We start from the raw sequence: 22,269 nt of genomic DNA on the forward strand, positions 1-22,269 counted from the left end.
CGCCGACAATCCCGGTTGGCACCGCACGGGTCCGGCTCTTTACCATTGCGGTCCGGCGCAGCACCGGACCCGGGGGAGGAATCGATGAAGACGGTGCCACTCGGGCAGACCGGCGAGCGGGTCAGCCAGTTCGCCCTCGGCTGCATGCTGATGGGCACGCTCACCGACGACGAGTCGTCGTACGCGATCCTCGACCGCTACCTCGACGGCGGCGGCACGTTTCTGGACACCGCGAACTGCTACGCCTGGTGGCCCGGCCCACCCTTCGCCGGCGGCGAGAGCGAGAGCCTGCTCGGCCGCTGGTTGCACCGCAGCGGGCGGCGTGACGAGGTGTTCCTGGCCACCAAGGGCAGCGCCTGGATCCGCGACGTGGCCGCGGTGCGGAACAACCCGCACGACCCGCAGGCGGCGAGCCGGCAGTACGAGGGGGCCGGTGGGGACACCCTGCGCCGGGCGCTCGACGACAGCCTGCGCCGGCTGCGCACCGACCACGTGGACCTCTACTACGTGCACGTCGACGACCGGAACACCCCGCTGGAGGAGACCCTGGAGGCCCTGGCCGGGCTGGTCTCGGCCGGCAAGATCCGGTACGTCGGCTGGTCCAACGTCCGGACCTGGCGGCTGGAGCGGATCCGGCAGCTCGCCGACCGGTACGGCTGGCCGGCCCCGGTCGCCCTGCAACAGCAACACTCCTACCTGCGCCCCCGGCCGGGTGCCGACACCCTCTCGATCGTGGACGACGAACAGCTCGACTACCTGCGGGCCAACGACGAGGTGACCCTGGTGGCATACTCGCCGATCCTCAAGGGCAGCTACGACGACCTGGCGAAACGGCGCGATCACCACGTGATGGAGTCGTACCGCGGGCCGGACGCCGAGGCCCGGTTCGCCGCCGTCGCCGAACTGGCCGCCGAACTCGGGGTCACCGGCAACCAGCTCGTCCTGGCCTGGCTGCTGCACCAGCGGGACCCGGAGTTCGTCACGCTGTTCGGCCCGCGCACGCCCGAGCAGTACGCTGCCGCACTGCCTGCGCTCGACCTCACCCTCAGCGGCGGGCAGCTCGCCCGGCTCGCCGCCGCCGGGGCCTGATCCGGGGCGACGGGGGTCGCAGATCACTTCGGTGATGGTCGATACTGCGGGTGTGCCGAGAATTCTCCGGGCAGCGGCCACTGTCGCGCTCCTGCTGGCGTCGGTGGCCTGTGACGGTCCGGCCCCCGAGGCCGCCCCGCCGGCCGCCACCCCGGCATCGCCCGCCGAGTTGTCCGCCGGCCCGCTCCGGCTGCCCAGCGGGGCGCCCGGGGACAGGTGCCCGACCACCGCACCGCAACCCTGGTCCGGGCCGGGTCAGGCGACCCAGGTGCTCGGCCCCGGTCCGGTGTACCCGGTCGCGGACTACTTCCGGGACGGCGCGGTGCTGCGGCTGCGCGAGGACGACCGGCAACCGGACGGCACGTACCGGAAGAAGGTCCGGTGGATCGCCACCGGCTACACCGGCCCGGTACTGCTGCGGGTGGCGCGGATCGACGCACCGGGCAGCGCCGCCGCCTCGTTCGCGTACACCGGTGGCCCCCGCGACGGCGGGCACTACGCCGTGCTGACCAACCCGGACAGCGACCTGCCCGGGACGACGACGGTCGGCGGCCCGGGTTGCTACGCCTACCAGGTCGACGGGACCACGTTCAGTCTGACGATCGTGTTCCGCGCCGCCCCGGAAGGGTCGTGACGGGTGGGTCCCGGCCGATGACAGGTGCCCGATGCGGCGTCACGACAGCTCGCCGCCGCCGGACAGCGGGCGGATGTGCACGTTGCCGCTGCCGTCGGGCACGACCTCGACCACCCCGCCGGTGAACCGGAGGTCGCCGGCCTGCTCCATCGCCACCTCGATCCGCACCAGCTCGGTGGGAATGCGCACGTGCCGGGCGAACGTACCGACCGGCACGCCGTGGCGCACCTCGGCACACACGTCGATGGTGGTGGTGCCGTCGGCGTTGCGCCGGACGGCGACGATGCCGCGATCCGTCGGAGGCATGAGCGGATCCTCTCTGCTCGTACCGCAGGAACCAGGAGGCGTCACCTGCGGAGAATCTTCCCGGACGTTTCAGGGGACGACCGGCTCGAACGGGCTCCGGGCCGGCACCGGACTGTGGAACATCACCCGCCGCCAGTCGCCGGCGAAGCAGAACACCCCGCATGTCGTACGGATGCCCAACCGGCCGGGCAGCCGGGCCGCCGCCACGTGCCGCGGCACGCCGCCCATCGAGTACACGCTGCCGATGTCGGGCCAGAGCGAGACGCTGAGCGCGACCCGACGCCGCCAGTCGACCACCACCCGGCTGCCGATCAGCCCCTCGCCGAGCCTCGCGACGTCCCGCTTGACCCGGTGGTGCAGCACGAGCAGCACCAGCAGGCGGGCGAGGCTGCCGCACTCGAACCGGGTCACCACGACCTGGCCACCGCCGGGTTCCAACTCGAACAGCGGGGTCAGGTCAGCAGCCCCGCGACCGTCGCCGCCGCCGTCGACAGGATCAGCAGCCCCGAGCCGCGTCTCGCCCACGTCACCCATGATCCGCTCCATCCCGCCTCGGTACGCCGGTCGGCTCCGGCCGCCAGCGTGGTGACCACGACCACCACCATCGAGCCCACCGCGATGGCGGTCAGCGCCGTGACGGCCAGCGCCGGCCGTACCAGGGCCACCGCCGCCACGGCCACCCAGATCAGCGAGGTGGTCTTCTGGGTGGTGAACAGCAGTCCCAGGTCGAACCCCCAGGCAACGCCGAGCGCCCCCGGCGGCAGCCGGTGCCACAGCGCCTGCGGCACCTGGCGCCACACGTGCGGTGTGCGCTGCGCCAGGTCCGCCAGCCCGAGCAGCACGCAGACCCCGGCGAGCACCCCGAGAGCGACCGGGTCCGGCAGCGGCTCCAGCAGCCGACCCAGCAGGTACACCGGCACGGCCACCACCACCGCACCCGCCGCCGCACCCGCGATCAGGCCGGCCAGGAAACGGATCCCGTCCGCCCGGGAGCGCCGTAGCATCGGGCTGGCGACCCCAGCCATGGAGAGTCCTCATGGGCTGAACGCCTGGAGGACCGCGCCCAGCAGCCCGACCGCCAGGATCGCCCAGGACGCCACGCCGATCCCCCCGGTTACTGGCAGCTGTAGGCGGAGGCGACGGTGTGCCCGTACGAGTCCTTGGCCTCGCAGCACTGGCAGCGTACGTATCCGGCGTGCCAGCAGTGCCAGACGTAGTGCGCCCCGCTCTTGCACTGGGCGACCGAGATGGACGGGTGGAACTCCAGGTTGCAGCAGGCGTAGACGTAGGAGGCCGCCGCCGGTGAGCTGCGGCCGAACACCGCGACCGCCGCGGCGAGCCCGCTGGCTCCGATCCCGGCGAAGAGGCGCCGCCGGCCGGTCTTGCGCTGCCGGCTGCCGGCATCGTCGTCTGTACTCATCGCGCGACCTCCTCGGGTTGCTGCTCGTCAAGGATCTGGACACTGCGGGCCAGCAGCGCGGCGATGTCGTCGAACAGCAGCGCCGCCCGGACCCGGCCGGCGGCGAGAAGCACAGCGGCGGGGCTGGTGTGGATGTCGAATTCGCCCTGGACCCAGTCACCGGCCACGTCGACGTGATGTGGCAGCCGGTCCAGGCCGTACGTCGCGACGAACTCGGCGCCGCTGTCGGCGTTGCCGCAGGTGACCACGACACCGAGCAGCGGCCGGCCGTCGACGCCGCCGGTACCGGCGAGTGCCGCGACCTCGGGCGCGAGCTGCCGACAGGTGTTGCAGACGGTGCTCAGTACGAGCAGGACCGCCCCGTCGGCCGCACCCAGCGCCGCCAACCCGTCCGGCCAGCCGGCCGGGACGTGACCGACCCTCGCCTGGTCCAGCGGCAGCACCTCGACCGACCGGCTCCGGCTCGCCGGGTCACCGACCCGGGACGCCAGCTCGCCGACCATCGCGAAGAGCACCACCATGCCGGCGGCGAGCACCAACAGCACGATTCCGAAAAACAGCTCCATCGACACTCCTCACGTCGGGTCGGGCCGGGTGGAGGGGCGCAGCAACCGCCACGCCAGGCGCCGGTGCAGCCACAGGCAGAGCAGTACCGTCGCGGCCGCCGTGATCGCCGGGGCGCGGGCCTCGGGCGCCGGTCCGCTCGGCACCGCGACGACATCGAGTACGCCGAGCGCGACGAACGCCGCGCCTACGAGTACGTTGCGGGCCCCGAGCGGGTACGGGCCGCCACCGAGACAGCCGCACGGCAGTGCGCTCCGCCGCCACCGGCCGGCGGCACCGGCGAGCGCGAACAGCACGCCCAGCCCGACCACCGCGAATCCGGTGGCGGCGCGGGCTGCCGGAATCAGCAAGCCCAGACCGATCAGGACCTCCGCGACCCCGAACACCCGGACCGCGGTCGTGGAGACAGTGTTAGCGCTGCCATCGAACAGTTCTTCGACCGCACGGCGGACCGGTTGCGGCACCACCGTCTTGGTGACACCGGCTACCAGGAGAACCGCCACTAGCAGGGCATTCAGCGAGACAAACAGCAAACCGTCGACGCCCATCGGCCACCCCCGTGGTGTCTGCCCGATAGAGATGAACGCTCACATGCGGTGATCGGAAGCGTACGAGGTAATGGCACGCCGGACAATAGACCTGCCTAGATCTTCTTCGGCGGCGGCGGGTGTCAGGCGCGGAGCGAACGTACGACCAGCAGCGGGATGGTCATCTCGGTCGCCGTACACGAGCCGTGGTACGCCACCAGCGTGGTCTCGATCGGGTTGTGCGTCTTCGAGGCGAGTACCACGGTCGGGGTCAGGCAGGCGACCACCACGTCACCGATGCGTGGCAGGTGTGCCTCGGGTACCGGGCCGAACCAGCCGGCCGCGACCGCCTCCTCCCGGGTCGCCACCCACGCCTGCTCGCCGAGCACCTCCGACCAGGCGGCCACCACGTCGGCGGTCGCCCCGGCCAGGGTGTGCAGGTAGCGGACCCTGGCCTCGCCGGCCACCACCCGTATCCCGGCCCGCAGCCGGGGATCGGTGTCCAGGTCGTACCGCCCCTGCGCCGGGATGTCGAGCTGGCCGTGGTCGGCGGTGACCAGCAGTGCGGCGTCCGGCGGCAGCCCGTCGACCAGCCGGGTGACCAGCGCGTCGACCTCGGCGACCGCCGAGCGCCAGTCGGCGGAGTCGATGCCGCTGAGGTGCCCGTGCCGGTCCACGTCCGGGTGGTAGCCGTAGACCAGGGTCGGGCCGTCCCCGGCGGTGAGCGCCGCGAGCATCTCGGTGGCCAGCGCGTCGACGTCCTCCGCGCCCCGATGCGCCCCGCTCCGGTAGGCGGCCACGCTCAGCCCGGTGTTCGCCAGCGCCGGCCGGCTCACCACGGTCACCGCTACCCCGGCCGCCTCGGCCCGCTGCAACTGGGTCGGCAACGGCTGCCACCGGCGCGGATCCGGATCGTCGCCCGACCCGGCGGCGGGAGTGGGCACCGGTGCCCGGGCCGGAGAGCCGGGGAGTGCCGGCCCGGCCGGGTGCGACGGGCCGCCGCTGCCGAGCGGGTCGGCCGTACCGGGCAGCTCGGCAGTGCCGGCGGAGGACCAGGAGCCGCTGGCCCGGTCGCCGCCCACCGGCGAGCCCGGGCCGCCACCGGGGAAGTTCGGGCCGTCGACCGGCGACCTCGGCCAGTCGATGTGCGTGAGTACCCGGTCGGTGCCGGGCACGTTGACCCGGAAGCCGAGCACCCCGTGCGCGCCGGGCGCGGCCCCGGTGCCGAGGCTGACCAGGCTGGTCGGGGTGGTGGAGGGGAAACCGCAGGTGAGCGGGCGCCCGAACCGCCCGGTCAGGTCGGTCAGTGCCGGCGCGTGCGGGGCGGCGATCGGCAACTGGTACCAGCCGAGCCCGTCGACCAGCAGCACCGCGATCCGGCGTACCCCGGCCAGTTGACCGGCCAGCCCGAGCGGGTCGGCCCGGTCGACGCCGAGCACGGACAGCGCGCTCGGCAGCACGTCGGCGAGGCTGCCGCCGAAGTAGTGCGGCCGGACCAGGTCGAGTGGGCTCGTCATGCCAGACGGCGGGCGAACAGGTGCAACTGGGCGGCGATGTCCCGGTACGGCGGCTGGGCCGAGGCGGCCAACTCCAACTCCAGCAGGGCCGGCGGGTCCGCCTCGGCGGCCACCGCCGGGATCAGGTCGGCGAAGACGCGTACCCCGTGGGTCTGCTCGACCGCCAGCCCGGCGGCCTCCAGCAGCGCGGCGGCGCCGTCGGCGTCGTAACGCCGGCGCAGGGTGTCCCGGGGCCCGGCGTGCCCGTCCGGGTCGCGTAGCAGCGCGGCGGCCACGTCCAGGTGCCCGTTCGTGACCCGGCTCAGCACGGCGGCGGCCCGGTTCGCCACCAGTACGCTCGCCGCGCCGCCGGGGCGCAGTGCGCTGCCGATCGCCCCGACCACCCCGGCCGGATCGTCGACCACCTCCAGTACGGCGTGGCAGAGCACCAGGTCGGCACTGGCCGGCTCGACCAGCCCGGCGAGGGCGTCACCGTCGCCCTGCACCGCGCGCACCCGATCAGCGACCCCGGCCTCGGCGGCCCGCCGGGTCAGCGCGGCGAGCGCGTCGGGGCTGGCGTCGACCACCGTCACCCGGTGGCCGGCCTCGGCCAGCGGCACCGCGAATCCGCCGGTCCCGCCGCCGACATCGAGCACGGTGAGCGTCCTGTCCTGCTGCCGGGCAAGCTCACGGCGCAGCACGGTCCAGACCACGGCGGTACGCGGGCCGGTCGCCGGGCCGGACGGACGGCTCTGAGTTCGCTCCACCCGACGAGCCTAAGCCACCCGGACCCAAGCTGATCGCCGGCCGCCACGCCGGCCGATCGGCAACCCGGAGCGGCGGCCCGGGTCCGCCGGACGGTGGCCCGAGCCCACCCCGCCCCGGCCCGGTGCACGCAAGCGGCCCACGGGCTCGCGTTCGTCGGTCCCGCCGGAGCGTCCGGCCCGGGAGAACCGTTTCCGGCCGGGCCGCGTCCTACCTTCACGTGATGGAGGTTGGCGACGAGGAGTTGCTGCACCTCGTCGGTACCGGGGACCGGCGGGCGTTCGAGGTGTTCTACGCCCGACACGCCCCCTGGCTGGCCCTGCGGCTGCGCCGCCGCTGCCGGGACCCGGAACTCGTCGCCGATCTGTTGCAGGAGACCTTCCTGGCGGTCTGGCGGGCGGCGGGCACCTATCGCGGCAGCGGTGAGGTGGTGGGCTGGGTCTGGACCATCGCCGCGCACCGCCTCGTCGACGCGAGCCGTCGGGCCCTCGCCCGGCCACGGACCGCCGCCCCGGCCGACGAGACCCTTCTCGCCTGGTCACCGTCGGCAGAGGAGGAGGCCATGCTCGGCACCTACGACGCGAGGCTGGAACATGCCCTGCACCGGCTGTCGCCCGAGTTGCGGGCGGTGGTGCAGGCGACCGTCCTCGACGGCTTCACGGTGCGGGAGGCCGCCCTGTTGCTGGGGCTGCCGGAGGGAACGATCAAGACCCGGGCCATGCGGGCCCGGCGGGAGCTGCGGGCGGCACTGTCGTGAGTACGTTCCACATCCCCGAGGTCGCGCTGCGGGCCTACGCCGAGGACCGGCTCGCCGACGCCGACGCGTGGTCGGTCGAGGCACATCTCGACCGGTGCGAAACCTGCCGGGCCCGATTGCCGCTGGACGAGCCGACCGGACGGCTCGTCGCCGCGGTCGGCGCGACCCTCGCCGCGCGGCTGCCGGGCCAGGGACGGATCCGCCCGGGTACCCGATGGCGGCAGGTCGCGGTGCTGCTCGGCGCGGGACCGGCGGCCCGGGTCGGCTGGCTCGGCTCGGTCGTCACCACCCTGGCGCTGGCCGTGGCGATCGAGATCGGTTCACTGCCGGTCCGGCCCTGGATACTCCTGCTGCTCGCGCCGCTGCTGCCGGTGCTCGGCGTTGCCGTCTCCTACGGCCGGCACACCGATCCGCTGCACGAACTGGTCGCCGCCAGCCCGTACGCCGGGCTGCGGATCATCCTGTGGCGGACGTTGTCGGTACTGGCGGTCACCGTTCCGGTCGCGTTCCTCACCGGCGCGGTATCCCGGATCGGTACGCCGGCGATGTGGCTGCTGCCCTGCCTCGGGTTGACCGGTCTGACGCTCGGGCTCGGCTCGCTGATCGAGCCGGCCCGGGCCGGGCTGGCGGTGGCGGCCGGGTGGGCCGGGCTGGTGCTGGTGCCACCGGGAGACGCGTCGCCGGTCCCGCCGGTCGACAACGGATGGCTGGTCGCTCCGGCGGCCGTACCGGTCTGGCTGGGCGTCATCGCGGCGGCCGTGGCGTTGCTGCTGGCCCGGCAGGGTCGGCTGGGCGGCGAGGTGGCTCCGTGAGGCGGTGTCGGCGGCCCCGGGGCGGTCGTCGACGACCTGACGCGGCGTCGGCGACGGGAAGCACGTCGGAGACGACGCGGCGTCGGCGGCGGGAAGCACGTCGGAGACGACGCGTCGTCGGCGGCGGGAAGCACGTCGGAGAGGTGGGGCACGATGACGGTCAGCATCGAGGGCCTGCGGGTCGGCTACGGCAGAAGGGTCGTCCTCGACGACCTCGACCTGGAGCTGGCGGTGGGCGTACACGGGCTGCTCGGGCCGAACGGCGCCGGTAAGACGACCCTGATGCGGGTACTGGCCACGGTCGCCCGCCCGAACCGTGGCCGGGTACGGCTGCTCGGCCACGACATCGCGGACCGGACCGCGCTCCGGCAGGTACGCCGGCAACTGGGCTACCTGCCGCAGGCGTTCGGCTACTACCCGCGGTTCACCGTCCGGGAGTTCGTGGAGTACTTCGCCTGGCTGAAGGAGATGCCCCGGACCCGGGTACCGCTCGCGGTCGAGCGGGCGCTGGAACGCGTCGGACTGCTGGACCGGGCCGACGAGCGGATGAAGCACCTGTCCGGCGGAATGCTGCGCCGGGCCGGCATCGCGCAGGCGATCGTCAACGACCCGCGCGTGGTCCTGCTGGACGAGCCGACCGCCGGCCTGGACCCGGAGCAGCGGGTCGACTTCCGGACACTCCTGCGGGAGTTGGGCGTCGACGCCTGCGTACTGGTCAGCACCCACCTGGTCGAGGACATCGGTACGGCGTGCGGCCGGGTGAGCCTGGTCGAGGGCGGCCGGCTGGTCTTCACCGGCACGCCCGAGGAACTGGCCGCCGCCGGGGTGGACGGTGGCAGCGGCGACACGGCGATCGAGCGCGGTTACACCGCCGTGCTGCGGGGTGCCCGGACGGTGCGCCGGTGAGACGTCCGCTGCGGGTGGAACTGCGCCGGGGTACGGCACCGGGTGCGGCTCTGCTGATGTTCGGTGCCGGCGGGTGGCTGCTGGCCGTACACCCGGAGGACTGGGGCGGCCGGTGGGCCGGCCTCGCCGGGTACCTGCGGACGTCGCTGATGGTGCTCTGCGCGCTGATGGTCGCCGCCGGTGCCTGGCAGGCCGGTCGGGAGCGGCGTCGGGGCATCGACGAGCTACTCGGCTCGACGGCCCGGCCGGAATGGCAACCGCTGGTGGCGGCCTGGCTGGCGGTCTCGCTCGCCGGCACCGCCGGGCTGCTCACCGCCTTCCTCGGCGCGGCGGTGCTGGTCGGACGGGTGGCCACCTACGCGGGCGGCGAATGGTGGTGGACCCTGGCGGTGGGCATCCTCGCGCTCTGCACGGCCGCCGCGTTCGGGGTACTGATCGGCCGTCTCGTCCCGCTGCGGGTGGTCGCCCCCGTCGCCGGCCTCGGCAGCTACCTCGGGCTCGCTGTTCTCACCTACTGGGACGCCAGCGGCGTCAGTTGGCTGTCCCCGGTCCACCCCGGCTCCGGCCCCGAGCGGCTGCTGCCGGCCGGAACACACGCCCTACAGGCCGGTTGGCTGCTGGCGTTGACCGGCACGCTCCTCGCGCTGGCGGCCCGGCTGCGTCGGGCCGCCCTGCTCTCCGGCCTCCTCGCCGTCGCCGTGGCGGTGCCGATCGCCACCGGAGCCGGCCCCGACGACCTCCGCGCCGACCCGGGTGCCGTCGAGCCGACCTGCACCACGGAGGGGCCGCCGGTATGCGTGGCCCGGATCAACGGTTTCCTGCTGGACGACCTGACACCGCTCGTCCAGCCGGTGCTGCGCCGGATGGCCGGCATCCCCGGAGCGCCGACCCGGGCGGCGGACGCGGCCCTGCAGGTCGACGGTGAGCCGACCGGGCCGGCGGACGGCACCCTCTGGCTGTATCTGGGGAGCCAACCCACCGCGACCGGCGACGGCCTGGCCAACCTCGGCTGGCTCCGCGCCGACCTGCGCCAGGTCGTCACCCTGAACTGCCACCGGCAATTCAGCAGACCCGACAGACGGATCTATCCGACCTTCGACACCGCCCGGGCGTGGCTGTTCGAGGAACGCCCGGCCCCCGACACCCGCGTCGGGCGGCTCTACGCGCTCCCCCTCGACGACCAGCGCGCCTGGTTCGCCGCGTTCCTCGACGCCGCGCACCGCTGCGACGTTCCGCGCCTGATCGCGCTGGGGGAACTGCCGTGAACAGCCGGCTCCTGCTGTTGCACACCCGGGCCAGGGGCGGCCCGGCATTCGTGCTCGGGATCGCTGCCGTGACGCCACTGGCCTGGATCGCCGGGAACTGGCTCGCCAGCCGGCCCTACTTCGACGGACCCGCCGCCCGGATACCGGTCGTCGCGCTCGCGCCGCTGCTCGCCGTACTGCTGCTCGCGCCGACGCTGGGCGGGGCCGACGAGGAACTGGAGCGCGGCGCCCCGCTGCACTGGCCCGGCTGGCGAGCCGGCCACCTCCTGCTCGGGGTCGCGTCGATCGGCGCGGCGCTGGCGGTGACCGGGCTGCGCGCACCCGGGGTGTTCGGCGCGTACGCCCTGGTCCGCAACACCCTCGGTTACGCCGGACTGGTCGCCGCGGCCGCGGTGCTGCTCGGCACCCGCCTGGCCTGGCTGCCCGCGTTCGGGTACGCCTGCGCCGTCTACGCCGCGACCCCCCGGCAGGTCGGCGGATTCACCGGCGTGTGGGCCTGGCCGCTACAGCCGTCCAGCGTGACCGCCTCCTGGCTGACCGCCGCCGTGGTCTTCGTCCTGGGCGCGGCCGGCTACCTGCGCCGGGGCTGCCGGGGCGGCACCGTGGCCAGGTAGCGCGCCCTTCCACCCGGCTCAGCGGAAGTCGCGGGAGGCGGGGGTGACCGGCGGGGTGATCGCGTCGAGGCGGTCGGCGACCAGGTTGGTCACCCCGTCGTGCTTCTCCAGCATTCCCCGCACGACCAGTGCGGTGCTGGTCCGGGCCACCTTCCGGTAGCGCTGCCACAGCCCCGGCGAGCAGGTGACGTTGAGCATGCCGGTCTCGTCCTCCAGGTTGATGAAGGTGACCCCACCGGCGGTGGCCGGACGCTGCCGGTGCGTGACGATGCCGCCGACCCGGACCCGCTGTCCCGGGTCGAGCCGGGCCAACCTGGCGATCGGTACCGCGCCGACCGCGTCGAGCTGGGCCCGGACGAACTGGGCCGGGTGGCTCTCCGGGGAGAGCCCGGTGGCCCAGACGTCCGCGACCAGCCGGTCCACCGCGTCCATCCCGGGCAGGGTCGGCGCCTCCGCCCCGGCGATGGTGCCGGGCAGCCGGTCCGGCTTGTCCTGCGCGGCGGCGCCGGCCGCCCAGAGCGCGGCCCGCCGGGTCAGCCCGAAGCAGGCGAAGGCGTCCGCGGTGGCCAGCGCCTCCAGGTGCGCGGCGGTCAGCCCGACCCGGCGGGCCAGGTCGGCCATGTCCCGGTACGCCCCGTGCGCGGTCCGCTCCCGCTCGATCTTCTCCGCCAGGTCGTCGCCGAGGGTACGCACCCCGGCCAGCCCGAGCCGGACCGCCGGGCCGCCCAGCCCCCACCGGTGCGGCGGCTCGCCGGGCGCGCTCCCCCACCGGGTTTCCGGGGTCGACTCCAGGGTGGCCTTGGCACCGCTGGCGTTGATGTCCGGGCGGCGTACCTCGACGCCGTGCCGGCGGGCGTCGTCGACCAGGGTCTGCGGCGAGTAGAAGCCCATCGGCTGGGCGTTCAGCAGCGCGGCCAGGAACGGCGCCGGGTGGTAGCGCTTGAGCCAGGAGCTGGCGTACACCAGGTAGGCGAAGCTCATCGCGTGGCTCTCCGGGAAGCCGAAGCTGGCGAAGGCGGAGAGCTTGAGATAGACGTCGTCGGCGACCTCGCCGGTGATGCCCCGCTCGGCCATCCCGGCGTAGAGCCGGTCCCGGATCTGCGCCATCCGTTCGGCCGAGCGTTTCGAGCCCATCGCCCGGCGCAGCTCGTCGGCGCCACCGGCGTCGAAGCCGGCCAGGTCGATCGCGAGCTGCATCAACTGCTCCTGGAACAGCGGCACCCCGAGGGTCTTCTCCAGCGCGTTGCGCATCAGCGGATGCGGGAAGGTGACCTCCTCCAGCCCGTTCTTGCGCCGGATGTACGGGTGCACCGAGCCGCCCTGGATCGGGCCGGGCCGGATCAGCGCCACCTCGACCACCAGGTCGTAGAAGCAGGTCGGCTTCAGCCGGGGCAGGGTGGCCATCTGCGCCCGGCTCTCCACCTGGAACACCCCGACCGAGTCGGCCCTTTGCAACATCGCGTAGACCTCGGGGTCGTCCAGGGACATCGAACTCAGGTCGAGGGTCGACTCGATCATGTCGTACGCGAAGTGCAGCGCGGAGAGCATGCCGAGGCCGAGCAGGTCGAACTTGACCAGCCCGGCGCTGGCGCAGTCGTCCTTGTCCCACTGCAGCACGGTGCGGCCGGGCATCCGCCCCCACTCCACCGGGCACACCTCGATCACCGGCCGGTCGCAGATCACCATCCCGCCGGAGTGGATGCCGAGGTGGCGCGGGAAGGTCTGCAACTCGTTGGCGTACGCGATCACGTGCTCGGGGATGTCGTCCACGTCGACCGCCGCCACGCTGCCCCACCGGTCGATCTGCTTGCTCCAGGCGTCCTGCTGGCCGGGTGAGAAGCCGAACGCCTTGGCGATGTCCCGCACCGCCGACCGGGGCCGGTACGAGATGACGTTGGCGACCTGCGCGGTGTGCTCCCGGCCGTACTCGGCGTAGACGTGCTGGATCACCTCCTCCCGGCGGTCGGACTCGATGTCGACGTCGATGTCCGGCGGGCCGTCCCGCTCCGGGGCGAGGAAGCGCTCGAAGAGGAGTTGGTGGCGTACCGCGTCCACGTTGGTGATCCAGAGCGCGTAGCAGACCGCCGAGTTGGCCGCCGAACCCCGGCCCTGGCAGTAGATGTCGTTGTCCCGGCAGAACTTCACGATGTCGTAGACCACCAGGAAGTAGCCGGCAAAGCCGAGCGCCTCGATCATCCCCAGCTCGTGGTCGAGCTGCCGGTACGCCTCCGGGTGCGCGTCGCGGGGGCCGTACCGCCGCAGCGCGCCGTCCATGGTCAGCTCGCGCAGCCAGCTCATCTCGGTGTGCCCGGGCGGCACCGGGTAGTCCGGCAGCCTCGGCGCCACCAGGTTCAGGTCGAAGGCCAGCTCGGCGCCGAACTCGGCGGCCCGGGCCACCGCGCCGGGATAGGCCGCGAACCGGGCCGCCATCTCGGCTCCGCTGCGCAGGTGGGCGGTACCGGCCGCCGGCAGCCAGCCGTCGATCTCGTCCAGGCTGCGCCGGGCGCGTACCGCCGCCAGTGCGGTGGCCAGCCGGCGGCGGGACGGGGTGGCGTAGTGCACGTTGTTGGTGGCCACGGTGGGCAGCCCGGCGGTGGCGGCCAGCTCGGCGAGCGCGTCGTTGCGGTCGCCGTCGTACGGGTCGCCGTGGTCGGTCAGCTCCACCGCCACCGTCTCCGCCCCGAACAGCGCGGTCAGCCGGTCCAGCTCCCGGGCCGCCGCCTCGACCCCCTCGGTGAGCAGCGCCGCCGGCACCGTCCCCTTCCGGCACCCGGTCAGCACCAGTACGTGGTCCTTCAGCTCCCCGGCGACCTCTTCCAGCTCGCCGTAGACCGGGCGGCCCTTCTCGCCGCCGCGCAGGTGTGCCCGGGCGATGGTGCTGGCCAGCCGGGCGTACCCCTCGGGGCCGTGCGCGAGCACCAGCAGGTGCCGGCCGAGCGGGTCCGGTTCGCCGTTGCCACCCCGAGGAAACGCTCCGCGTTTCCCCGGGGACCCCGGCTGCGGGCCGGGCAGCCCGAGCGACAACTCGGCGCCGAAGATGGTGGGCAGCCGCAGCGCCCGGGCCGCTTCGGCGAACCGCACCACCCCGTAGAACCCGTCGTGGTCGGTCACCGCCAGCGCGGTCAGGCCCAGCCGGGCCGCCTCCTCGGCCAGCTCCTCCGGATGGCTGGCCCCGTCGAGGAAGCTGAAGTTGGTGTGCGCGTGCAGTTCCGCGTACGGCACCGCACCCTCGACCGGGGCGGGCAGCTCGGCCGGGGTGTAGCCGGGGCGCTTGCGGGTCCAGGCCGGGGAGTCTCCGCCGTCGGCGTCGACCGCGAGCGGATCCACCACGCGCAGCCGGGGCTCGCCCGGACCTCCGGGTCGGCCGGAGAGCGCGCGTTCCAGCTCCGACCAGGGCATGTCCGGGTTGTGGAAGCTCACCGCGCCACCCGCCCGGTCACGGTCCACCTGCTCATGGTCCGCCTGCGCACCGCCCGCCTAGTCATAGACGGCCTCCACCCACCATCGGCCGCCGGCCAGGGAGAGCAGCAGCGCCGTACCGTCGGTCAGTGCCACCTGGAACCGGGCCCGCCGTCGGGCCTCCGCCGGGGCCCACCAGCGCTCGTCGACCGGCCACGGACCGGCCCAACTGACGATCTCCACCGGCGCTCCGGGCGCCACGGCTCCGGACCCGTCCACCGACGGCCGCACCGCCGGAACGACCTCCTCCGCCCGGGCCACCGAAACGGTCGCCTCCGGCCGGGCCGACGGAACGAGCACCTCCAGTCGGGCCGGTGCGGCGCTGATCTCCAGCCGGGCGGTCACCCGGACGAGTTCCCCGCCTGCGTCGTAGACCGCCGCCGGCAACGGCTCGGGCAGCACGACCGCCGGTGCGGGAGACGGCAGCCGGCCCGGCCACGGCGGATCCGCCGGCCGGCCCGGCACTCGCTCGTCGCCCCAGGGCACCAGCCGGGTCTGGTCGACCGGGGAACGCCCGCCGCCGAGCACCGCGGTCAGCACCGATTCGGGACCGAGGATGCCCTGCACCCGGCTCAGCGCCCGGTGTGCCCGCTCCCGTTCCGCCCCGGTCTCACCCCACAGCCCCGGTTGCAGGCCGACGTGCGCCAGCACCCCTTCGGGAACCAGGCGCAGCCGGATGATCCCGGCGGTCGGCCGGGGCGGGCCGGCCCGGCCGGAGCCGGGACGCCGGCTGGTCCCGGTCAGCCAGCCGTCGAGCTGCCAGCGCACCCGGTCGGCGATCGCCGCCGCGGTCAGCAGCCCGTCGTGCCGCCAGACCCGGCGCAGTTCCTGACCGTGCGCGGTGACCGCCTCGATGCCGAGCCGGGTGCAGGCCAGCCCGTGCCCGGCGAGCGTCTCGTGCAGCCGCTCGGCGAGCGCCCGCGCGGCGAACGCCGCCGCGTCGACCCGGTCGAGCGGATCGTCGTACGTCTCGGTCACCGCCAGGTCGGGCGGCGGGCGCCGGACCGCGAGCGGGCGGTGGTCCTGGCCGGCGGCCAGCCGGTGCGCCAGCGTCCCGTCGAACCCGAACCGGGCCAGCACGTCCCCGGCCGGCAGCGCCGCGAAGTCGCCCAGGGTACGCAGCCCGAGCCGGCGCAGCAGGTCGGTCAGCCCCGGCCGGCCCAGCGCCTCGACGGGCAACTCGGCAAGGAACCCGGCGGTGCCGCCGGGCGGGACGACCCGACCGGACCGGGCCGCCAGCCCGGCGGCGAAGACCCCGTCGGCGATCCCGATCTGGCTCTCCACCTCGCAGCTCTGCGCGACGTGCTCGACGATCCGCTCGGCGGCCTGCTCCTCGCCGCCGAAGTACCGGCTCGGGCCGCGCGCGGCGACCGCGCACGCTCCCGGACGGATCACCTCGACCCCGGCCACCACCTCTTCGACGGCGGCGACCACCGGCTCGAAGGCGCGTACGTCCCGGCCGGGGTCGTGGTCCAGTACGGTCAGCCGGGGGCAGCGGCTCTGCGCCTCCCGCTTGCGCAGACCCCGGCGTATCCCCTCGGCGCGGGCGGAGGCGGAGGCGGCGACGACCCGGTTGGCGTACAGCACCGCGACCGGGGCGGCCGCCGACACCCCGTCGACGATTTCCGCCGCGATCACCGGCCAGTCGGGGCACCAGAGCAGCATCGTCCGCACCGGCGCCATCGCCACACCTCCCTCGACCAGCGGATATGCGATCTTAGAACGCGTGTTCGATTCGCGCTGACCCACCCCACGTACCGGGCGAAGCGAGCCGACCCTGCGGCACCACGAGAAGATCAGCCTGTTCGGCCCGGTCTCCCGGGACGAGAGCAGCGGACACCGGCGCTACTCCCGACCGATCTCGCCACGGTCGAGGCCCTCGCCTGTCTGCGCTCGACCGGCGTCGGGGTCGCGGACATGCGGGTAGTCGACACGGCCGAGAGCCTCCGGCGGCACGGCCTCCTGGCAGCAGGCTGAAGCCCGCCTCTCCAGCCGCCCCCGTCGCCACCGAGCACTGCCCCGGCCCTCACCCACCCCCGGGACCGCCCCGCCGCACGCGCCGGCCGGTCACGGGTTGCACAGGTGGGGTAGCGTGTCGCCGGTTCTATCGGAGGCACCACCTTCTCGGGGAAAGGCTGTCACTTGTCACGTTGGAAGAACGCCGCGGTTCTGACGGTCTCCACGTTCACGGCCCTGGCGTTGACCGCCTGCGGCTCGGACGCGGGCACGCCGGGCGAGTCGAAGCAGTCGAGCGTACTGGAGCAGCTCGCCAGTGACCTCAAGGGCTCGCTGCAGAAGGTCGTCGACAAGACCGACTCGACCGATTCCGTGACCATGACCATGGAGGGCACGGCAGCCGGCGAAAAGATCAAGATGCGGGGTGCCCTGGACCTGCGCGACCCGGTCAAGGCGGAGATGACGATGGAGGGCCCCGACGGCGCTCCGACAACGATCCGGATGATCGGTGCCGTCGTCTACGTCGAGGTGCCCGAGGCGGATCGCGCGGACATGGACGGGAAGCGCTGGTTCAAGATGGACCTGGGCGCTGCCGCCGCGCAGGCGGGAATGGACTTCACCAAGCAACTCGACGACGTCGACCCCACCAAGCAGGTGAAGACCCTGCTGGCGACCGAGGGGACCACCGTCGTTGGCGAGGAGACCGTGAACGGGGTGGCCACGGTCCACTACACGGTCACCGCGCCGGTGACGACCTACCTCGGGCAGATCGACGCCGACACCCGCAAGACGGTCGAGCAGGAGCTGGCCAAGAACGGCGTCAAGGAGATCAAGATCGACCTCTGGGTCGACGAGCAGTACCTGCCGCGTCGGGCGCACATGGTGATGGGCACGATGAGCGATATTAAGATCGACTACACCGACTACGGCAAGCCGGTGAACATCGAGACTCCGGCCGCGTCGGAGACCGCCGACTTCGCCGAGATGCTGAAGGGCCTGCAGGGCCTGGAGGGCCTGCCCACCAGCTGAGCCCGCTGGCTGAGCCCAGCGGCTGAGCCCGCCGCACGGGCTTCCGCCGGTCGTGTTCCGCCCGCTCGGTCACCGACGGGGCGGGCGGAACACGACGGGGTTCAGGCGGGGAACGGTCACCGCGTCCGGACGACGGTGAGCGAGCTTCGCCGCGCGGTGGACCCGACCGGGGTCGAAACCCGCGCCGCCGGCCCCGTCCGGCGGTCACCCGGCAGCCACACCCGGATCTCCTTTGGGCGTACCGCCGCGCCACGGCCCTGGGCCGAGATGGTCACCTCCCGGCGCCGCAACCTGCCGCGCCCCTGCTCCAGGCCCTCCCACCGGCCACGCAGCACCTGAAGGGTGAGGTCGGCTCCGGTCCAGCGGCCGTACGGCACGAAGACGCTGCCGCGCTGCCGCGCCCGGGCGGCGAGCCGGTCGGCGACCGAGGCGGAGACCGTGCCGGGTACCGCCGCGACCACGACGTCGACTCCGTCGATCAGGGCGGCGACCACGGTCGCCCACTCCGGGCCGGGATGGGGAACAAGGGCGAGCCGGTCCAGCGCGATGCCGAGTTCGGCGGCGGCCACCGCGCCCAGTGTGGGCATCCCCACCACAGCACACCAGGCCCCGACCCGGGAAGCCTCGACGAGCAACGCCAGCATCAACGAGGTGCCACCACTGGAGCCGGGGCGACCGACCGCCACGGTGCTGCCACGCCGCAACCCGCGCTGAGGTAACAGCCCGGCCAGTTCCGACAGCACCGGCAGAGTCCGGTGCGGGTCGGTCGTCGCTGGGCCGCTGGCCGGTCGAACCAGCCCGGCCAGGGCGGTGGAACCAAGCACCATCCGCCCCGCCATCGTTGACCACACCCCCGTGTTCCCGTTTGGCCGCCGTGTTCCCGTAGCAGGGTTTCCGTCAGCCGGTTCTTCCGTATCGGTTGACGCCGGTTTCCTGTGTCGTCGCCAGTTCTCGTGTCGTCGCCGGCTTCCCTGCGTCGGTTGTCGCCGCACTCCTCGCTCGCGAGTTGCGGCGCGAGCGAGGAGTGGTCGGTCGTTGTCTCAGGCGGCCATGCCGTCGAGCGCCGGCTGGTGCGCCACCCCGAGCGCCACCTCGATCACCGCGACGAACTGTTCGGCCGCGCGGAGCAGGTCGTCGGCCTCCCGGGCGCTCACCACCCGGGGGATGCCCGCCTCGGCGGCGGCCCGCTTGGTGGCGCCGGTGGCGAAGTAGTTGGCCCACTCCCCCAGCTCCGGGGCGACGACCACCAGCAGCGCCCAGACACTGGTGACCCGGTTTCGGCGGGTGGGTGCGGGACGGGCCCGGGCGGCGAGCATCGCCGCTGCCGCGCGCAGCGCGGCCAGGTGCGCGGCGGCGTACCGCAGGCCGTCGGGGCGGGTCTCGGCGGCCTCCGCCAGCCCCATCCGGGCAATCGTCAGTAGTTGGGCCGGGGTGCGGTGCGGCAGCACGTGCGACGGCACCGTCGGCGCCTGAGCCTGGCTGGTCGGCATGGGACTGTCTCCTCCGCGTCAACCCATTCACCGCGTCACCGTTGCCGGCCGGAACGACCACGCTGGTCAGCGCCAGCGCGGTGGCCGAGGGCGACGCACCACGTCGAACTAGCCGGCTGCGGAGGAAGACGCACCGGTGTGTAGCCGGCCGGATGTGGACGCTTCCCCACACCACACCCGGCCGGCCGAACCGGCGGGTTCGTCGTCCGCCGCCCGGGGGTCGTGGGCGGCGGACGACGATCCTGCCTGGTGGGTCCGGACTCGCGGATCCGGATCCCGTGCGGTCCGCGAAACCGCACTCGGGGGTTACGCCGCGAACGCCACCCCCGGCATCAGCCCGAGCATCCGGCCGGCGGGCCGACTCGCATCGAACCCCGCCCAATCGAACACTCGTTCTAACTACGAGAGAGAGTACACCCCGGCACCGACAAAAACGCAAGCGAACGCGATCCGTCGGCGCGGCTGTCGGGTACGGGTCAGCACCAGGTCAGCGTGGAGTTGTTCCGGGTGACGTTCCGGATCACGTTGTTGGCGCCACCGCAGGGGCTCTGCCTGATGTTGGTGTTGGTCACCGTCAGGTTCTGCAAGGTGATGTTCGAGGAGAGCGGGAACTCCGTACGCGCCGCGATCCGGACCTCGCCACCACCGGTCACCGTCCCGGACTGCCCGGCGATGGTGACGTTGTAGCAGTTCTCGATCAGGATCGAGTTGTTGCCGGTGTTCGAGATGGTCACCCGGTCGATCACCGCGCCGCCGCTCTCCGAGACGCAGAAGATGCCCCGCCCGCCGCCCCGGGCGATCACGTTGCCGACCCGGATGTTCGTCGGGTAGCTGCTGCCCACCCGGCCGTTGCGGTTGGCCATCCGGAACGCCGCGTACCCGGTGCCGGCACCCGCGTTGTCCGCGTCGACCGTACCGATGGTGGCGTTGATGGTGTCGTTGAGCAGCAGTCCGGACTCGCCGACGCTACGGGCGGTGACGGTGCCGACGGTCAGCCCGTCCACCCCGTACGTCTCCACGCCCTGGCTGCGGGTGCCCTGCACGTACACGTTGTCGATCCGGATGTTGCGGACCTTCACCGCCCGGTCGCCGCCGTGGTTGTCGATCCGCACCCCGAGGCCGCCGGAGAGCCGCATGTCGATCTGGCCCAGCGTCAGGTTGTTCACGTTGCGCATGAAGATGCCGTAGAGCGGCGCCCCGGTCAGGTTGAGGTGCTGCACCTCGACGTCGGTGGCGCCCCGGGCGTACACCGGGGCCTGGTCGCCGGAGCCGGAGCCGGTCACGTTGATCGTGCCGCAGACGTCCAGGATCGTGTAGCTCGGCAGCGAGATCCGGGAGTTGGCACTCACCGAACCCGATCCCCGGACGACCACCCGCTGCTTCGAGGTACGCCCCGACGACAGGCTGTTCACCGCGGCCTGCACCGCAGAGCGCATGTCACTGCCGGTGTAGACCGTGCTGCCGCCGTTGCGGGCGGTCCAGGTGCTGCCGTTCAGCACCGCCTCGGCGTTGTACGAGCCGCTGCCGCAGTCGGCGAGATCGTAGCGGTCGGGCGCCTCGCCGCTGTGCCGGGAGACGTGGTGGTCGCCGGTGTCCGCCGCCGCGGGCGGCAGCCCGACCGCGGTGCCGGCGCCGGCCAGCGTGGTCGTGAGCGCCAGTACCAGGCCGGTTCGCCAGCCGCGCCGCCGTGACCGGCGGTCGGGTGGTCTCCGGTTGGTGGTGGTGAGCGTCATTGGTCCTCCTGAGCTGGGGGAACGGTGGCCGGGAAAGCCGGTGTCGGTGACGGTCGGAAAGGGCCCGCCAGGACAACCACCGGAGCCGGTACGCCGAGGTGACGCGCCGGCAGGACAGGGCCGGATCGGAAAGGCCTTTCCCGACGTCGGCAACGTATCGAATCGTTTCAATTAAGTCAACGTCATCGATGGATGAGACCGCCCGGCCGACACGTCGAGGTCGACGTCCTCCCCGATCAGCCCCTTCTGCGGCTCGGCGTCGAGGGTGACCGGCGTGGTAATGACCAAAGGCTATTCGGCTCCTGACCGGTATCCGGCTACCCTCTCCCGGTGACGACTCGCAGACCTGCCCTCGGCGTGGCCATGGTGCTCTCCTCGGGCGTGCTGTTCGCCGTCAACGGCACCGTCTCCAAGCTGGTACTCCAGGCCGGCATCGAGGCCGCGCAGCTCACCCTGATCCGGGCTGCCGGAGCGTTCGCCGGGCTGCTCGCGCTGAGCCTGCTGCTCCGGCCCGGCGCCCGCCGTCTCCGGATCACCCCGGGGCAACTGCCGCTGCTGGTCGTCTACGGCCTGGCCGGGTTCTTCCTGACCCCGATGCTCTACTTCGTCGCCATCTCCCGGATGCCGGTCGGCATCGCGCTGCTGTTCGAGTACACCGCTCCGCTGCTGGTCGCGCTCTGGGCCCGGTTCGGGCAGCACCAGCGGGTACGCCCCCGGCTCTGGGTCGGGCTGGCGGCGAGCCTCGCCGGCCTGGCCTGCGTGGCCGAGGTCTGGGGAGAACTCAAACTGGACGGACTCGGGGTACTCGCCGGCCTCGGTGCCGCCGTACTGCTGGCCGGCTACTACCTGCTCGGCGCCCGGGGCGTACAGCGGCACGACACGCTCTCCCTGACCACCTGGGCGTTCGGCGCCTCGGCCGTGGCCGGGCTGCTCACCCGGGCGGTCACCGACGGCACCGGTGGCTGGGCACCGCTGGCCGGGACCAGCGGTGGCGTGCCGGTCGCGCTGCTCTGCGGGTACGTCGTCCTGCTCGGCTCGATCCTGCCCTTCCTGCTGGTGGCCGGTGCGTTGCGGCACCTGCCGGCGACCAGCGTCGGCATCCTCGGCATGGTCGAGCCGGTGATCGCCGCCACGGTCGCCTGGATCGTGCTCGGCGCCGGCGAGGCACTCAACGCCGCCCAGCTCGGCGGCGGCCTGCTGGTACTGGCCGGCGTCGCCCTCGCCGAGACGGCCCGGATCGCCGAGACGCCGGACGACACCCCGCCCGTTCCCGCCCCCGACGTGGTCGCGGCACCCCGCTGACCCGTACGGGCGCCCCCGCCACCCCGTGCGCGACCCCCTGCCGACCTGCGTGCGGCACCCCCGCTGAACCGCGCGTCCCACACTCCTGCCGGCCTGCGCGGCAACCCCCGTCGACCTGCGTGCGGGACCGGAAGCGGGTCTTGAC

General features: G+C 73.5%; 22 protein-coding genes. 9 read left to right on the forward strand and 13 right to left on the reverse strand.

What is annotated here, in order from left to right; all coding sequences use genetic code 11:
- Positions 1-84: 84 nt before the first annotated feature.
- Together AAH979_RS10150 and AAH979_RS10155 are read left to right on the forward strand one after the other, a co-directional pair.
- On the forward strand, positions 85-1,089 hold the full coding sequence (locus AAH979_RS10150; RefSeq protein ID WP_346257822.1) for an aldo/keto reductase: 1,005 nt from the start codon (positions 85-87) through the stop codon (positions 1,087-1,089).
- A 52-nt stretch (positions 1,090-1,141) separates the two neighbouring features.
- A complete protein-coding gene (locus AAH979_RS10155; protein WP_346257823.1) occupies positions 1,142-1,723 on the forward strand; it encodes a hypothetical protein in 582 nt (193 codons plus the stop codon).
- 39 nt (positions 1,724-1,762) lie between these two features.
- Here AAH979_RS10155 and AAH979_RS10160 read toward each other — a convergent pair whose 3' ends face one another.
- The 8 genes from AAH979_RS10160 to AAH979_RS10195 all read right to left on the reverse strand — a co-directional run bounded on the left by AAH979_RS10160 (position 1,763) and on the right by AAH979_RS10195 (position 6,803).
- Complete coding sequence (locus tag AAH979_RS10160; protein WP_346257824.1) at positions 1,763-2,029, reverse strand: hypothetical protein; 267 nt, start codon at positions 2,027-2,029, stop codon at positions 1,763-1,765.
- Between the two features lie 69 nt (positions 2,030-2,098).
- Positions 2,099-2,575 carry a hypothetical protein gene (locus AAH979_RS10165; protein ID WP_346257825.1) on the reverse strand — a complete coding sequence of 159 codons (477 nt, stop codon included), beginning with the start codon at positions 2,573-2,575 and terminating at the stop codon, positions 2,099-2,101.
- Positions 2,482-3,054: a hypothetical protein gene (locus AAH979_RS10170; protein ID WP_346257826.1), complete on the reverse strand. Its 573-nt coding sequence runs from the start codon at positions 3,052-3,054 to the stop codon at positions 2,482-2,484. Before AAH979_RS10170 ends, AAH979_RS10165 begins: the two co-directional genes overlap by 94 nt.
- 89 nt (positions 3,055-3,143) lie before the next feature.
- Entirely contained in the window at positions 3,144-3,449 is a 306-nt protein-coding gene (locus AAH979_RS10175) for a hypothetical protein (protein ID WP_346257827.1), read from the reverse strand.
- Positions 3,446-4,015 carry a hypothetical protein gene (locus AAH979_RS10180; RefSeq protein ID WP_346257828.1) on the reverse strand — a complete coding sequence of 190 codons (570 nt, stop codon included), beginning with the start codon at positions 4,013-4,015 and terminating at the stop codon, positions 3,446-3,448. Before AAH979_RS10180 ends, AAH979_RS10175 begins: the two co-directional genes overlap by 4 nt.
- Positions 4,016-4,024: 9 nt before the next feature.
- Positions 4,025-4,561, reverse strand: coding sequence for a MauE/DoxX family redox-associated membrane protein (locus AAH979_RS10185; RefSeq protein WP_346257829.1), 537 nt, complete (start codon positions 4,559-4,561; stop codon positions 4,025-4,027).
- A gap of 122 nt (positions 4,562-4,683) precedes the next feature.
- Complete coding sequence (locus AAH979_RS10190; protein ID WP_346257830.1) at positions 4,684-6,057, reverse strand: nucleotide pyrophosphatase/phosphodiesterase family protein; 1,374 nt, start codon at positions 6,055-6,057, stop codon at positions 4,684-4,686.
- A complete protein-coding gene (locus AAH979_RS10195) occupies positions 6,054-6,803 on the reverse strand; it encodes a methyltransferase domain-containing protein (RefSeq protein ID WP_346257831.1) in 750 nt (249 codons plus the stop codon). Before AAH979_RS10195 ends, AAH979_RS10190 begins: the two co-directional genes overlap by 4 nt.
- Before the next feature lie 218 nt (positions 6,804-7,021).
- Here AAH979_RS10195 and AAH979_RS10200 point away from each other — a divergent pair, with 218 nt between their 5' ends.
- From AAH979_RS10200 to AAH979_RS10220, 5 genes are all read left to right on the forward strand, one after another.
- Entirely contained in the window at positions 7,022-7,558 is a 537-nt protein-coding gene (locus AAH979_RS10200; protein WP_346257832.1) for an RNA polymerase sigma factor, read from the forward strand.
- Complete coding sequence (locus tag AAH979_RS10205; RefSeq protein ID WP_346257833.1) at positions 7,555-8,370, forward strand: zf-HC2 domain-containing protein; 816 nt, start codon at positions 7,555-7,557, stop codon at positions 8,368-8,370. The genes AAH979_RS10200 and AAH979_RS10205 overlap by 4 nt, the downstream gene beginning before the upstream one ends.
- Before the next feature lie 153 nt (positions 8,371-8,523).
- On the forward strand, positions 8,524-9,276 hold the full coding sequence (locus tag AAH979_RS10210; RefSeq protein ID WP_346257834.1) for an ABC transporter ATP-binding protein: 753 nt from the start codon (positions 8,524-8,526) through the stop codon (positions 9,274-9,276).
- The gene (locus AAH979_RS10215) at positions 9,273-10,541 is read left to right on the forward strand and encodes a hypothetical protein (RefSeq protein ID WP_346257835.1); all 1,269 of its coding nucleotides are present in this window, start codon (positions 9,273-9,275) and stop codon (positions 10,539-10,541) included. The genes AAH979_RS10210 and AAH979_RS10215 overlap by 4 nt, the downstream gene beginning before the upstream one ends.
- Positions 10,538-11,155 (forward strand): hypothetical protein, encoded by a 618-nt coding sequence (locus AAH979_RS10220; protein WP_346257836.1) that lies wholly within the window; start codon positions 10,538-10,540, stop codon positions 11,153-11,155. The genes AAH979_RS10215 and AAH979_RS10220 overlap by 4 nt, the downstream gene beginning before the upstream one ends.
- 18 nt (positions 11,156-11,173) lie before the next feature.
- Here the strand turns inward: AAH979_RS10220 and AAH979_RS10225 are convergent, their stop codons facing one another.
- A complete protein-coding gene (locus AAH979_RS10225) occupies positions 11,174-14,575 on the reverse strand; it encodes an error-prone DNA polymerase (protein WP_346258002.1) in 3,402 nt (1,133 codons plus the stop codon).
- A gap of 57 nt (positions 14,576-14,632) precedes the next feature.
- Entirely contained in the window at positions 14,633-16,297 is a 1,665-nt protein-coding gene (locus tag AAH979_RS10230) for a DNA polymerase Y family protein (RefSeq protein ID WP_346257837.1), read from the reverse strand.
- Positions 16,298-16,756: 459 nt separating this feature from the next.
- Between AAH979_RS10230 and AAH979_RS10235 the strand changes: the two genes are divergently transcribed.
- Positions 16,757-17,599, forward strand: coding sequence for an LppX_LprAFG lipoprotein (locus AAH979_RS10235; RefSeq protein ID WP_346257838.1), 843 nt, complete (start codon positions 16,757-16,759; stop codon positions 17,597-17,599).
- Between the two features lie 116 nt (positions 17,600-17,715).
- Here the strand turns inward: AAH979_RS10235 and AAH979_RS10240 are convergent, their stop codons facing one another.
- From AAH979_RS10240 to AAH979_RS10250, 3 genes are all read right to left on the reverse strand, one after another.
- Positions 17,716-18,438, reverse strand: a complete 723-nt coding sequence (locus AAH979_RS10240) for a hypothetical protein (RefSeq protein ID WP_346257839.1) — start codon at positions 18,436-18,438, stop codon at positions 17,716-17,718.
- 201 nt (positions 18,439-18,639) lie between these two features.
- The gene (locus tag AAH979_RS10245; protein ID WP_130460711.1) at positions 18,640-19,089 is read right to left on the reverse strand and encodes an SAV_6107 family HEPN domain-containing protein; all 450 of its coding nucleotides are present in this window, start codon (positions 19,087-19,089) and stop codon (positions 18,640-18,642) included.
- Positions 19,090-19,565: 476 nt separating this feature from the next.
- Positions 19,566-20,822 carry a hypothetical protein gene (locus tag AAH979_RS10250; RefSeq protein ID WP_346257840.1) on the reverse strand — a complete coding sequence of 419 codons (1,257 nt, stop codon included), beginning with the start codon at positions 20,820-20,822 and terminating at the stop codon, positions 19,566-19,568.
- A gap of 330 nt (positions 20,823-21,152) precedes the next feature.
- On the opposite strand from AAH979_RS10250, the gene AAH979_RS10255 reads away from it, so the two are divergent.
- Positions 21,153-22,124: an EamA family transporter gene (locus AAH979_RS10255; protein WP_346257841.1), complete on the forward strand. Its 972-nt coding sequence runs from the start codon at positions 21,153-21,155 to the stop codon at positions 22,122-22,124.
- Positions 22,125-22,269: the final 145 nt, after the last annotated feature.

The sequence above is a fragment of the Plantactinospora sp. ZYX-F-223 genome (genome assembly GCF_039649625.1).
GTDB lineage: Bacteria > Actinomycetota > Actinomycetes > Mycobacteriales > Micromonosporaceae > Plantactinospora.